At 37.1% G+C, this 12,616-nt stretch carries 13 protein-coding genes; all 13 read right to left on the bottom strand.

What is annotated here, in order from left to right:
• Positions 1-35: 35 nt before the first annotated feature.
• The 13 genes from SH601_RS08075 to grpE all read right to left on the bottom strand — a co-directional run bounded on the left by SH601_RS08075 (position 36) and on the right by grpE (position 12,554).
• Entirely contained in the window at positions 36-989 is a 954-nt protein-coding gene (locus tag SH601_RS08075) for a PhoH family protein (protein ID WP_319957785.1), read from the bottom strand.
• Between the two features lie 2 nt (positions 990-991).
• Positions 992-2,206, bottom strand: a complete 1,215-nt coding sequence (gene yqfD / locus SH601_RS08070; protein ID WP_319957784.1) for a sporulation protein YqfD — start codon at positions 2,204-2,206, stop codon at positions 992-994.
• Positions 2,207-2,228: 22 nt separating this feature from the next.
• A complete protein-coding gene (yqfC, locus tag SH601_RS08065) occupies positions 2,229-2,510 on the bottom strand; it encodes a sporulation protein YqfC (RefSeq protein ID WP_319957783.1) in 282 nt (93 codons plus the stop codon).
• A 205-nt stretch (positions 2,511-2,715) separates the two neighbouring features.
• The gene (locus SH601_RS08060) at positions 2,716-3,225 is read right to left on the bottom strand and encodes a hypothetical protein (RefSeq protein ID WP_319957782.1); all 510 of its coding nucleotides are present in this window, start codon (positions 3,223-3,225) and stop codon (positions 2,716-2,718) included.
• A gap of 68 nt (positions 3,226-3,293) precedes the next feature.
• Complete coding sequence (floA, locus tag SH601_RS08055) at positions 3,294-4,295, bottom strand: flotillin-like protein FloA (RefSeq protein ID WP_319957781.1); 1,002 nt, start codon at positions 4,293-4,295, stop codon at positions 3,294-3,296.
• Positions 4,296-4,431: 136 nt separating this feature from the next.
• Positions 4,432-5,727, bottom strand: a complete 1,296-nt coding sequence (locus tag SH601_RS08050) for an NfeD family protein (RefSeq protein ID WP_413775108.1) — start codon at positions 5,725-5,727, stop codon at positions 4,432-4,434.
• Positions 5,728-5,988: 261 nt separating this feature from the next.
• Complete coding sequence (locus SH601_RS08045) at positions 5,989-6,435, bottom strand: GatB/YqeY domain-containing protein (RefSeq protein ID WP_319957779.1); 447 nt, start codon at positions 6,433-6,435, stop codon at positions 5,989-5,991.
• Between the two features lie 18 nt (positions 6,436-6,453).
• The gene (gene rpsU / locus SH601_RS08040) at positions 6,454-6,630 is read right to left on the bottom strand and encodes a 30S ribosomal protein S21 (protein ID WP_018931586.1); all 177 of its coding nucleotides are present in this window, start codon (positions 6,628-6,630) and stop codon (positions 6,454-6,456) included.
• 145 nt (positions 6,631-6,775) lie between these two features.
• Positions 6,776-7,525 carry a 16S rRNA (uracil(1498)-N(3))-methyltransferase gene (locus tag SH601_RS08035; RefSeq protein WP_319957778.1) on the bottom strand — a complete coding sequence of 250 codons (750 nt, stop codon included), beginning with the start codon at positions 7,523-7,525 and terminating at the stop codon, positions 6,776-6,778.
• Between the two features lie 4 nt (positions 7,526-7,529).
• Positions 7,530-8,480, bottom strand: coding sequence for a 50S ribosomal protein L11 methyltransferase (gene prmA / locus SH601_RS08030; protein ID WP_319957777.1), 951 nt, complete (start codon positions 8,478-8,480; stop codon positions 7,530-7,532).
• 344 nt (positions 8,481-8,824) lie between these two features.
• Complete coding sequence (dnaJ, locus tag SH601_RS08025) at positions 8,825-9,943, bottom strand: molecular chaperone DnaJ (protein ID WP_319957776.1); 1,119 nt, start codon at positions 9,941-9,943, stop codon at positions 8,825-8,827.
• Positions 9,944-10,130: 187 nt separating this feature from the next.
• Positions 10,131-11,966, bottom strand: a complete 1,836-nt coding sequence (gene dnaK / locus SH601_RS08020) for a molecular chaperone DnaK (RefSeq protein WP_319957775.1) — start codon at positions 11,964-11,966, stop codon at positions 10,131-10,133.
• A gap of 30 nt (positions 11,967-11,996) precedes the next feature.
• A complete protein-coding gene (gene grpE, locus SH601_RS08015; protein ID WP_319957774.1) occupies positions 11,997-12,554 on the bottom strand; it encodes a nucleotide exchange factor GrpE in 558 nt (185 codons plus the stop codon).
• Between the last annotated feature and the right edge of the window lie 62 nt (positions 12,555-12,616).

Genomic DNA, 12,616 nt, shown 5'->3' with positions numbered 1-12,616 from the left:
TCATCCCCCCATTTCTTTATTACTATTTATACCAATTACTTTTCGTATGCCTGAATAACCTTTTGCACAATCGGGTGACGTACTACATCAGATTCCGATAACCGAACCATACCGATACCTTTCAAATTTTTCAACTTTTCTTGTGCCTCACTCAAACCAGATTGTACACCATTAGGTAAATCAATCTGTGTTACATCACCTGTTATGATCATCTTCGAGCCAAAGCCTAAACGAGTCAAAAACATTTTCATCTGTGCGTTTGTCGTATTTTGTGCCTCATCTAGAATAACATATGCATCATCTAGTGTTCTTCCTCGCATATATGCAAGTGGTGCTATTTCAATTGTCCCTCTTTCAATCAAACGCATCGTATGCTCTGTGCCTAGCACATCATGTAACGCATCATATAAAGGACGTAAATAGGGATCAACTTTTTCCTTCAAGTCACCTGGTAAAAAACCTAAACTTTCTCCCGCTTCTACGGCAGGCCTTGTTAAAATAATTCGCTTTACTTTTCCATTTTTTAAAGCACGAATAGCCATTACAACAGCAAGATAAGTTTTACCTGTACCCGCAGGACCAATTCCAAACACCAGATCATTCTGCTTCATCGCTTGTAGATAATGACGCTGACCTAAAGTTTTCACACGAATCGATTTCCCTTTAGCATTTTTAGTGATTTCATCTTCAAATAAAGCTTCTAATTGATCGATTTTATTTTTTTTCGCAAGGTCTACAGCATAAATGACATCTCTCTCTGTTATGATTATTCCTTTTCGTATAACCGTTAACAATCCATTTAATACATCTTGAATGATGCGAATATCCGAAGAATCACCAGATACACTTATTTGCTCACCTCTTGATGTAATCGATACTTGTAGTTTTTCTTCCAATTGCTTTAAATGTCGGTCTTCTGTACCGAATAACGTTAAAGCTTCATTTGGATTTTCTAATTGTAAATCTACCATTTTTAGATCTTCTGACATAATCAATCTCCTTGGCTAATAGGTTGTTTCTTTGCAATATTTTCTAACACAGTATAATATAAGGTTAATTTTACTTTACCATTGTCTTCCCTTTCGTGCAAAACTTTTTCTTCAATAATTTCTGCATCATGTTCAATTTCTCTCATTAACTGTCTTTTACCATGTTCTATCGCCATATTCTTCGCTTCTTCTTCTGTTCTTTCTTCTATTTTTCGTTCTGCTTCATAAATAGTTTGACGAACGTAACTAAATGGAAGCTTCCATTTCAAAAAATAAAACTCTGTTTCTTCTACATCTAACTGATAATGCTGATAATCAGGGTTTTTAAAATTCCAAATAGGAAGTAAAAATGCTCCCGCATTTAGATAATGTTTTTGCTCACTTACACCATTTAACACTTGATATTCATTTGTAAGAGGAACCACTAGTTCACTTTTGTACCATACCTTTGCTATTACTTCTCCAACAGCAGCTACAGGCTTTTTACTATCTTGTTCTTCTTCTTCTTCCTCCTCATCCATCTGTTCTAGATATCCCGATACCAAGACATCTCCCTCATAAACTACATCATTAGGTTTAACAAGAGGTTGTCCTTTTTCAACAAATAAATCAGTAATAACTCCTTCTTTCTTAGCAATTAAATGGCCTGGCTTCTCTTCTTCTGCTTTCTCGACAATCGTTTTTTCTACCCCTTCTAAATGAAAGGCAGATCCGTTCTTTTTAACTCCTATCCAGAGTAATTCTGGTACATCTGCTAATAAATTTTTTTGAATAGTTGCCGGTGAATCAACATTCCATTGAAAAGCACCTTCTTCCAAGCCATACTCTTCTAATTGCACTGTTACTTTTCTTTTCATTTCTTCATCTAAGCCAGAAACATCAATTCTCCATACTATGTTTGACAATACAAAAATCATAACAATGGATAGAAGAAAACCAATGATTAATGGCTTTTGTAGAAGTAGTTCTCGAAGGAGAAAAGGGAAACCTTCTCTCCTTTGAAAATATATCTTATATATGGTCTTTCTCTTTACCACTCTTAGTTTAGACAAATCGGATAATTTTATTTTACCTGTTGCTTCTGTTTCACTCTTTTTTTTCATATCCCAAACAGAAATATCATAACGGGCACATAAATCAAAAAAGCGTTCTGGTGATTGGCCTCTTACTGCAATCGTTATATGGCCTGACAACCAATTTTTCCGCTGAACATACATAAAACTCCCTCCAAATCCGATGCTACGATTTTTCATAAGTTATAGCGGTTATACTGCCTTCTAATAAAATATCTTTTTCTATCATTGTTTTTAGTACAAAGTCTTCCCCTTTTATCCGAACGTGACCTTGATGTACCTTTAATAGTAGTTCGTTTGAAGAAAAGACGACAAGACCTTGATGATTTTCTATGTAGGCATGAATCGAACCAATTGTTGTAATTCGTGGCAATTGCATCGTTACTTCAGAAGGCAAATCAAAAGTTCGGGTCATAGCTGATAGGATTTTTTCTTTTAATTTTTTCATTGAACATATGCCTCCCCTCAAATTCATTCTATGAAAAAAGAAAGATTTAAGAACAGCTTTCAAGAAAGTTCTAGGTTCGTTGTGGTACTCGAATCTTGAAGTGGACGTATTACGACTCATACACCGTGATAAAATGGAGATATATTATTCTAGACCAGTAAAAAACCGAGTGGAATTCCACTCGGTTTTTGTTCTTCCCATTATCTTAGCGATAACGATGACTATATTTTCTTTTTTGGTATGCACGGGGTGGCCCTAATACTTCAGCCATAATAATACCTTGTGCAATTCCTTTAGAATTCAAATTACTTTCAACTGATAAGGTAATATCTTTATCAGTTACAGTAGATTGGCGTCTTTTAGGTACTCCATCCTTAATTCCATCAAATTGTCCTATTCCTGGGGATTTAGTACCACTACGAATATCTTCTGCAAGTTTAATTTTATCTTTCAGTTTTTTCATTTGCTTTTCTTTTTGTTGTGTAAAGGTTTGTTCCATTGATGGAGCAGTTGTTGTACTACTCTGGTAATTAGGAACAGGATCCTCTGCTACCTCAGTAGTTTGGTTCTCTGTCTGAGTATGTGTTTGCTGAGGTGCTTGTTTCGGCCTTGGAGGGGTTTGTTGTTTATCCTGTTCCTCTTTAGACTTAGTTAACCCTAAAAACCAAACAACGATAGCTATAATCGGAACAATAAAACTAAACAAATTATCCATTACCATCTTCCTTTCAGGCACTCTTTAGGTAGCTTTGATAAACTACCTAAAGGTCCCTCTGAGGATTATTATTTATTCATGTCGTCCTCATCATTATCTGTTTCTGTTAATTTACCAATTGAATCACGCATATCAGTGTCAGCATCAATGTTTTTATAATTCATATAATCCATTACACCCATGTTACCTGAACGCAATGCTTCTGCAAGTGCTTGTGGTACTTCTGCTTCTGCTTCCACAACTTTCGCGCGCATTTCTTGAACTTTCGCAACCATTTCTTGCTCTTGTGCAACGGCCATTGCACGACGTTCTTCTGCTTTTGCTTGTGCGATATTTTTATCTGCTTCCGCTTGGTCTGTTTGCAAGATCGCACCAATATTTTTCCCGATATCTACATCTGCAATATCAATCGATAGAATTTCAAAGGCAGTCCCTGCATCTAAACCACGATTTAATACGTTATGAGAAATGGAATCTGGATTCTCTAGTACTTCTTTGTGTGCTTCAGCACTACCGATTGTACTTACGACTCCTTCACCAACACGAGCAATAACAGTGTCTTCTCCAGCACCACCGACAAGGCGGTCAATATTTGCTCTTACCGTAATACGTGCTTTCGCTTTTACTTCAATACCATCCATTGAAATACCCGCAATGAAAGGTGTCTCAATTACTTTTGGATTTACACTCATCTGTACCGCTTCTAATACGTCACGACCAGCTAAGTCAATAGCAGCACAACGCTCGAAGCTAAGTTCAATATTTGCCCTTTGTGCAGCAATTAAAGCATTTACTACACGGTCTACATTACCACCTGCTAAAAAGTGACTCTCTAACTGATTGGTACTTACATCAATTCCTGCTTTATGTGCTTTAATTAACGGATTGATTACCCGCGATGGTACAACCCTTCTTAAACGCATTCCAATTAATGTGAAAATACTTACTCTTACACCTGCTGCAAGTGCACTAATCCATAGCATTACTGGAATAAATGTGAATAAAATAGCAACAGCGATAACAATTAATCCAATAATAATAATTGGTATAATAGTTTCATATTCAGACATTTTATATCCTCCTAATAATTTATCTTTATCATGTTGTTAACAATCCTGTTCAATTAATTGTGCTGATTGCTAACATCTTGATAAGTTTCCTTAATACTGTGTGACACTGACACAAGTACATGTTGAAGCACTCATTTTATATTTTCCTCACAACATGTCGCGCGCCCTCTACTTTAACAATTTTGACCGTTGAATTCACATCGATAAATCCACTTTCTGACACTACATCAACTCGCTCATTATCGAACTCTGCAGCACCCGATGGTCTTAGCGGTGTCAATGTTACACCTTCTTTTCCTAGCAATTCCAAACGGTTGACAGTTGATACATATCCTTGTTCGGTTGTCGTTCTGTCTCGCAAAATAATGTGACGAAAGGCACCTTTTTCAAGCCCAATAGTCTTAAACAGAATAACCGCTACAATAATACTTGCAATAATAGCGATAGCAATACTCATAGCCATATGTCCTGGGTCATTGGACGATGTAAACAGTGACCCAACAATCGCACCAATACCGATAAATCCAAGTATTCCACCAGGCGCGAATATTTCGATAATAATGAGTACAATACCTAGTACTAGAAGGACAATTGATTCATACCCAGCTAATCCCGCTACAATATGCCCATAAAAATATAACACTAGAGAGCTTAAACCAATTGAACCAGGGATACCGAATCCAGGTGAATATAATTCGACAATCAGACCGACACTTGCAAGTGATAGTAAGATTGGTACGACGATCGGATTTGTTAAGAAGCGGGCTATTCCTTCTGCAACAGTCGTTTCATTTTCCACAACTTCTGCTTGTGTTAGAGACAACTGACTTAATAGTTCTGTCCGATGATTAACAATTCCGTTAGCATAACCTACTTCCATTGCATTAGTCGCATCTAATGTTAAAAATTCACCTTCTGGTGCTCCATATTCAGGTACATCTAATGAAGCATTTGCCATCGCTTCAGCATACAACGGATCTCTTTCTTTTGAAATGGCTGCCCCCCTCATACTGGCAACCCATGCTGACTGAGCTTTTTTATCTGCAGCATTGCCATCAGAAGTAATTACTCCACTCGCTCCCATACTGGTCTGGGGCTTCATATAAATATTATCTGTGTTCAAAGCAATATAAGAACCAGCTGAAAGGGCTTTAACTGTAATAAAGGACGTAGTTTCTATTTCTAAGTCTTGTAATATTTCACCAATATTCTCCGCCGCATCAACTCGACCACCCGGCGTATTAATTTCAAAAATAATATGGTCTGCATTGGCTTCAGCCGCTTCTGATGTTGTTCGTTTAATGAAAGCTTCTAAACCACGCTCTACCTCATTTTCAATAGGTATAACGTATACTAGCTTACCAGTACCATCTTCTTCAGCATAAACTTGAGAATGGAAATCAGCGGTGATAGAAACAACTGTGGCTACAATCGATAAGAAGAGCACCAATAATATTGCGTGCTTTTTCAAATCCCGACCTCCTTTCACCTTTTCTATGACATATAAAATTTATACGATTGTTATGTATAAAAGGTTTCACTTATGTAACATTTTTTATGTCAACGGATACAGTGTACCATATTTATAATCGCTGGAAAAGCAATTCCCCATATAGCTTTAGGTTTTAAAAAAGACTCTTGACTTTTCACTAAGTCAAGAGTCTTTTCTTGTGAATGAATACATTATGTTCGTTTATGATAAGTTCTTTTGAACCAATTGATTCACTCGTGAGCCTTCTGCTTTTCCTTTAACTTTCGGCATAAGCGCGCTCATTACTTTCCCCATATCTTTTTTGGATCCAGCTTGAACTTCCTCGATCGTCTGAACAACTATTTCCTCTAATTCTTCATCAGAAAGCTGTTCAGGCATATAAGCTTGTATTATATTTATCTCATCATCTAACTTGCTTACAAGATCTTCGCGTCCAGCTTCTTTAAATTCGTGGAGGGAATCTTTTCGTTGTTTTAGCTCTCTGGCTAAAACCGTTAACTCTTCTTCTTCAGACAATGCATCTTTTTGCAATTTAATGGCTTCATTTTGTATCGATGCTTTAACCATTCTAATTACACTTAATTTGACTTTATCTTTGTTCTTCATCGCCTGTTTCATATCCTGGTTCAAAAGTTCAACGATTGCCATTATTTCATTACACCCTCTTTAAAATTTACGCTTTCTAGCTGCCTCCGATTTTTTCTTACGGCGAACACTAGGTTTCTCATAAAATTCACGCTTACGATATTCAGATAATGTACCAGATTTTGATACACTACGTTTAAAGCGACGAAGAGCATCTTCAAGTGACTCGTTTTTACGAACGCGAGTTGTGTTAGACATGCTAATTTCCCTCCCTCCGAAGCATACAACAAAATTAATCAAACATATGTAAGCATACATATGTCTCTTTGCAATTATAATATACCATTCATAATAGGTCAACTGTTTTAAATAGAAAAAACTAGTTACAATCCCTAGATTTCTATCACATCTCTTCCAAACAATAAGATAGACCTGTTAACACATATAAAGGAGCTGTTTCTGTTCGTAATATACGTGGCCCGAGGCGAATGGCTTGGAAGTCCGCCTCACGTAATTGACGTGCTTCTTCTTCACTAAATCCACCCTCTGGGCCAATACAAATTAGGACAGAATCACCTTCTTTTATTTTGGAGAAATAATGGTGTAACTTAACTGATTGGTGTTCTTTCGCCTCTTCTTCATAAGCGAAAAACTTCCAATCATATAAATAACTATTATCCAGTAATGTTTTAACGGATATGACTGACTCAACTGTCGGAATTTTCGTACGATGAGACTGTTCACTAGCTTCTTTTACGATTTTTTGCCATCTAGGTAGCTTTTTCTTTAATTTTTTGCTATCCCACTTTGTTACAGATCTTGTTGCTTGAAAAGGGACAAAATGGGATGCTCCTAGTTCTGTTCCTTTTTGTAAAATATATTCCCATTTATCGCCTTTAGGCAAACCTTGAACAATCGTAATATCGACTGGTGATTCAGACTCTTCATCAAGCCAACTATCTACTTTAGCTGTTACTAAGTCATCATCTAGCGAATCAATAATGGCTAGCGCAGATTTTCCATCATATCGATTTGCGATAAATGCATCACCTTGTTCCATCCGCATCACACGTACAATATGATGAACATCGTCACCGACAATTTTTATGTCTATATCAGACCAGTTGTCTTTTTCAATAAAATATCGCTGCATCCCATTACCTACTTTCTTCAGGCTTTTGGGCTATGATAGAAATCCAATCTTCCATTTGATTTATTTCTACTATGTTGAATCCAGCTTCTTCGAGGCCATCTTTAACATCTTGTTTTTTCTTTTGAATAATACCTGAAGTAATAAAGTATCCACCAGGCTTCATTTTGTCAAAGGCAGCTTTTTCAAAGCGTAGAATAATCTCTGCTAGAATATTAGCAACAATGATATCTGCTTCATGCTCCACATTTTCTAGTAAATTATTTTGCTTCACTTCTACCTTACTATCAACCTTGTTCACTTTCACATTTAATTTTGTGCTTTGAGTGGCTACTTCATCTAAATCATAGGCAAAAACACGATCCGCACCTAATAATACAGAAGCAATACTTAAAACACCTGAACCACAGCCTACATCTAACACTGTATCACCGTCTTGAATAAAACGCTCTAGTGCTTGAATACTTAAAACGGTTGTAGGGTGTGTCCCTGTTCCAAAAGCCATACCAGGATCAAGTTCAATGATAAGTTCATCTGTGGAGACTGGCTGGTAATCTTCCCATGTAGGTGTAATGGTTACACGTTCCGAAATTTTAGCAGGTTTATAATACTTTTTCCAAGCAGTAGCCCACTCTTCTTCATTCACTTCACTTAATGTAATTTTATTTAGCCCGATATCAATGTCATATAAAAGCAAATTGTTAATGGCTTGTTTGATTTCTGAAACTGTTTCTCCTAAAAAACTATTTACAGGAAGATAGGCCTTTAAACGAACCCCTTCTTCAGGATAGTCATCAGGATTCAAGTCGAAAATCTCCCCATATAAGCCTTGCCAATCTCTTTCTAAATCCTCACGATCTTCAATAACAACACCACTAGCACCCGCTTCATGAATAATGTTTGAGATAGGTTCAATCGCCTCATTAGTCGTATAGATACTCAGCTCTGTCCACTTCACACAGATCAACTCACTTTGCAAGATATTTTTTATAAAAAGCGAAAAGTGCTTAGGGCTAGATCGCTATCTAACCCTAATGCACTTACTATCCTCATGAGAAAAACTCCACTCCACCTTTACTACTTTAAGGTAAGTGTCGTCGTTTCGCTTATCACGGTGCAAACGTCCGTAAAACCCCCACTTCAAGGTTCGAGTGAAAACGAGGAAGCGAAGATGGGGGATAAACGGACGCTAACTCCCTGATAAGTTTCGCTAACAATCAGTGGAAGTTAAAAACTCCCACCGATTGAAGTCTCACTTTATACTTTGTACATAACTTTTTGCTTTTTTGCATATAAAGTTTATTACTCACCTTTGAATGCACGTTTTACACGTTGGAAGAACGAGTCCTCATGTTCATCAGTAGGCTGGTTACCACTAATTTCATTAAATTCTCGTAACAATTCTTTTTGACGGTCTGAAAGATTAGTTGGTGTTATCACACGAATCTTAATATGTTGATCACCTTGTCCATAGCCTCTTACATTTGGTGCGCCTTTTCCTTTCAGACGGAATGTTTTACCTGTTTGCGTACCAGCAGGAACCTTCAATTTCACTTTTCCATGTAATGTAGGGACTTCTATCTCATCCCCAAGTGCTGCTTGAGCAAACGTAACTGGCATTTCACAATAAATATGATCCCCTTCACGCTCATAGAATTCGTGCTCTTTCACTTGGATAATAACATATAAATCTCCAGCAGGACCACCATTTACACCTGGCTCACCGTGACCAGCTACACGGATTTGTTGACCATTATCAATACCAGCAGGGATACTAACATGGATTTTCTTGTTTGTTTTTACTTTTCCTTGACCATGACAAGTTGTACATTTTTCTTTTACATGTTTCCCTGTACCTTGACAATGGTTACATACGCGGCGATTCACCACTCGACCAAATGGCGTATTTTGCTCTACATTAATTTGACCTGATCCATTACAATGACTACATGTTTCTGGTTTTGTTCCAGGCTTAGCCCCAGAACCATTACATGTTGAACAATCTTCTTCTTTTGGAATCGTAATATCTGTTTCTTTACCGAAAATAGCTTCCTCAAAGTCTAAAGTCATTGTATATTGCAAGTCATTTCCTTGACGTGGGGCATTTGGATCTCTTCTACGACCGCCACCACCAAAGAACATATCAAATATATCACCAAAGCCACCGAAGTCTTCAGCTCCTCCAAATCCACCTTGGCTTTGTGGACCTGCATGACCAAACTGATCATATTGAGCACGTTTTTGTTCATTTCCTAACACTTCGTACGCTTCTTTTACTTCTTTAAACTTTTGGTCGGTTCCCTCTTCTTGATTAACGTCTGGGTGATATTTTCTCGCAAGCTTACGGTATGCTTTCTTTATTTCTTCTTTTGAAGCACTTTTCGATACACCTAATACCTCATAATAATCTCGTTTACTCACTGACTGATCACACTCCCGCTCAATTATTGCATAAACATTATCATAACATTGATTGTTAACGATAAGCAACTAATATTACTACTATTCATTTCAACGACAGAACGTTCATTTCTGTCTTATTCATGGAAAAAGTCAAAGTCATGTAATACTGACTTTGACTTTTTCTAGACATTATTTTATATGCAGTTTATTTTTTATCTTCGTCGTCTACTTCTTCGTAGTCTGCATCTACAACATCATCGTTTGTCTGTTGTGCATCTTCACCTTCTGCACCATTAGCTTGTGCTTGTTGTTGCGCTTGTTCATACAGTTTCATTGTAAGTGTTTGAACTTCTTGCTCTAGCGCTTCTTTCTTCGCTTTAATGTCGTCTAGATCTTCACCTTCAAGCGCTTTTTTCAATTCTTCTTTTGCCGCTTCAGCTTTTTGTTTTTCCTCTTCAGAAACATTGTCAGCAAGGTCTTTCAATGTTTTATCTGTTTGGAATACTAATTGGTCAGCTTCATTACGAAGTTCTACTGCTTCACGACGTTTCTTATCAGCATCCGCATTTTCTTCTGCTTCGTGAACCATTTTTTCTACTTCTTCATCAGAAAGACCTGAAGAAGATTTAATAGTAATAGACTGTTCTTTATTTGTACCTAAATCTTTGGCACGAACATTTACAATACCATTCGCATCAATGTCAAATGATACTTCAATTTGTGGTACTCCACGTGGTGCTGCTGGAATATCCGCTAACTGGAAACGACCAAGTGTTTTATTATCTTGAGCCATTTCACGCTCACCTTGAAGTACATGAATGTCTACAGCAGTTTGGTTATCTGCAGCAGTAGAGAACACTTGCTGTGCACTTGTTGGAATAGTTGTATTACGCTCAATTAATTTTGTAGAAACGCCACCCATTGTTTCAATACCTAATGATAATGGTGTAACGTCAAGTAATACGACATCCTTCACATCACCTTGAAGAACCCCACCTTGAATTGCAGCACCAAGCGCTACTACTTCATCAGGGTTAACTCCTTTAGATGGTTCACTACCGATTTCTTTCTTAATCGCTTCTTGTACGGCAGGAATACGAGTAGATCCACCAACTAGAATTACTTTATCAATTTCACTTGCAGATAAATCTGCATCTTTTAAAGCTTGACGAGTAGGTCCCATTGTTCTTTCTACTAAACCAGCAGATAATTCATCAAACTTCGCTCTAGTAATATTCATTTCTAAGTGTAACGGACCAGCATCACCAGCAGTAATAAATGGTAGTGACACTTGTGTTTGAGCTACACCTGAAAGATCTTTTTTCGCTTTTTCAGCAGCATCTTTCAAACGTTGAAGTGCCATTTTATCTTGACCAAGGTCAATACCGTTTTCTTTCTTGAACTCTTCTACCATATAGTCGATTAATACTTGGTCAAAGTCATCTCCACCAAGGCGATTATCACCTGCTGTAGATACTACTTCGAATGTACCTTCCCCAATATCAAGGATAGAAACGTCGAATGTACCACCACCAAGGTCATAAACAAGTACTGTTTGATCTTGATCCGCTTTATCGATACCATATGCAAGTGCTGCTGCAGTAGGCTCATTAATAATACGTTCTACTTCTAGGCCAGCAATTTTACCAGCATCTTTTGTCGCTTGACGCTCTGCATCATTGAAATATGCAGGTACTGTAATAACAGCTTGATCAACTGTATCACCTAAGTATTCTTCTGCATAAGATTTTAAATGTTGTAAAATAATCGCAGAAATTTCTTGTGGTGTATATTCTTTTCCTTCAATTTCTACTTTGTAATCCGTACCCATATGACGTTTAATGGATTGGATTGTATTAGGGTTTGTGATAGCTTGACGTTTTGCTACCTCCCCAATTTGACGTTCTCCACTTTTGAATGCAACAACAGATGGTGTTGTACGGTTACCTTCTGGGTTTGGAATAACCTTAGATTCTCCACCTTCCATTACTGCTACACATGAGTTAGTTGTACCTAAATCAATACCAATAATTTTTCCCATTTTCATAGTCCTCCTTCACAACGTATGTAGTTACTGATTTACTTTTACCATAGCCGGGCGAACAACTCGATCTTTTAATTGATAACCTTTTTGTAAGGTTTCCACAATTTGATTAGAGTCATACCCTTCTTCCTCTACTTGCATCACAGCTTGGTGTAAGTTTGGATCAAACATTTGATTTTCAGTTTCAATTTCTGTTACACCTTCATTATTTAATACAGTCTTCAATTGGCGATAAACCATCTCAAGACCTTCTACAACACCTTTAGCCGCTTTATCTTCAATTTCTACTTGAAGGGCGCGTTCAAAGTTATCTAAAACCGGTAAAAGTTCTGTTACTATCGATTGTGATTTATATTTTAGGTTTGCTTCCTTTTCTTTCTGTGTTCGTTTTCTGAAGTTATCATACTCAGCTTGCACACGAAGAAGTCGATCTTGTAAATCATTTTTTTCTTTCTGAAGCTGTTCTACCTCTTCATTAGCCACTGTCCCTTCTTCTGTTTCAGTTGAGGGCTCTTCAGTAACTAATTCTTGTTCAGCATCTTCTACTACTTCTTCTTGATCTTGTTGTGTATTTTTCTCTTCCATTCCAGTCACCTCCTAAACCAATGTATAGCTAAACATAATTTAATAAAATAATCAAATTTTAT

It is taken from the genome of Gracilibacillus pellucidus, assembly GCF_033949965.1.
GTDB lineage: Bacteria > Bacillota > Bacilli > Bacillales > Amphibacillaceae > Gracilibacillus > Gracilibacillus pellucidus.
Note: the sequence above shows the minus strand (reverse complement) of the source record. Positions and strands in the feature narration are given on the sequence as shown.

Bases quoted from the DNA above. Each gene is read 5' to 3' on its own strand.
- SH601_RS08035 (WP_319957778.1), bottom strand. From the start codon at position 7,525: ATGCAGCGATATTTTATTGAAAAAGACAACTGGTCTGATATAGACATA.
- dnaK (WP_319957775.1), bottom strand. From the start codon at position 11,966: ATGGGAAAAATTATTGGTATTGATTTAGGTACAACTAACTCATGTGTA.
- grpE (WP_319957774.1), bottom strand. From the start codon at position 12,554: ATGGAAGAGAAAAATACACAACAAGATCAAGAAGAAGTAGTAGAAGAT.
- yqfD (WP_319957784.1), bottom strand. From the start codon at position 2,206: ATGTATGTTCAGCGGAAAAATTGGTTGTCAGGCCATATAACGATTGCA.
- SH601_RS08045 (WP_319957779.1), bottom strand. From the start codon at position 6,435: ATGGCAATCGTTGAACTTTTGAACCAGGATATGAAACAGGCGATGAAG.
- rpsU (WP_018931586.1), bottom strand. From the start codon at position 6,630: ATGTCTAACACAACTCGCGTTCGTAAAAACGAGTCACTTGAAGATGCT.
- floA (WP_319957781.1), bottom strand. From the start codon at position 4,295: ATGTCTGAATATGAAACTATTATACCAATTATTATTATTGGATTAATT.
- SH601_RS08060 (WP_319957782.1), bottom strand. From the start codon at position 3,225: ATGGATAATTTGTTTAGTTTTATTGTTCCGATTATAGCTATCGTTGTT.
- yqfC (WP_319957783.1), bottom strand. From the start codon at position 2,510: ATGAAAAAATTAAAAGAAAAAATCCTATCAGCTATGACCCGAACTTTT.
- SH601_RS08075 (WP_319957785.1), bottom strand. From the start codon at position 989: ATGTCAGAAGATCTAAAAATGGTAGATTTACAATTAGAAAATCCAAAT.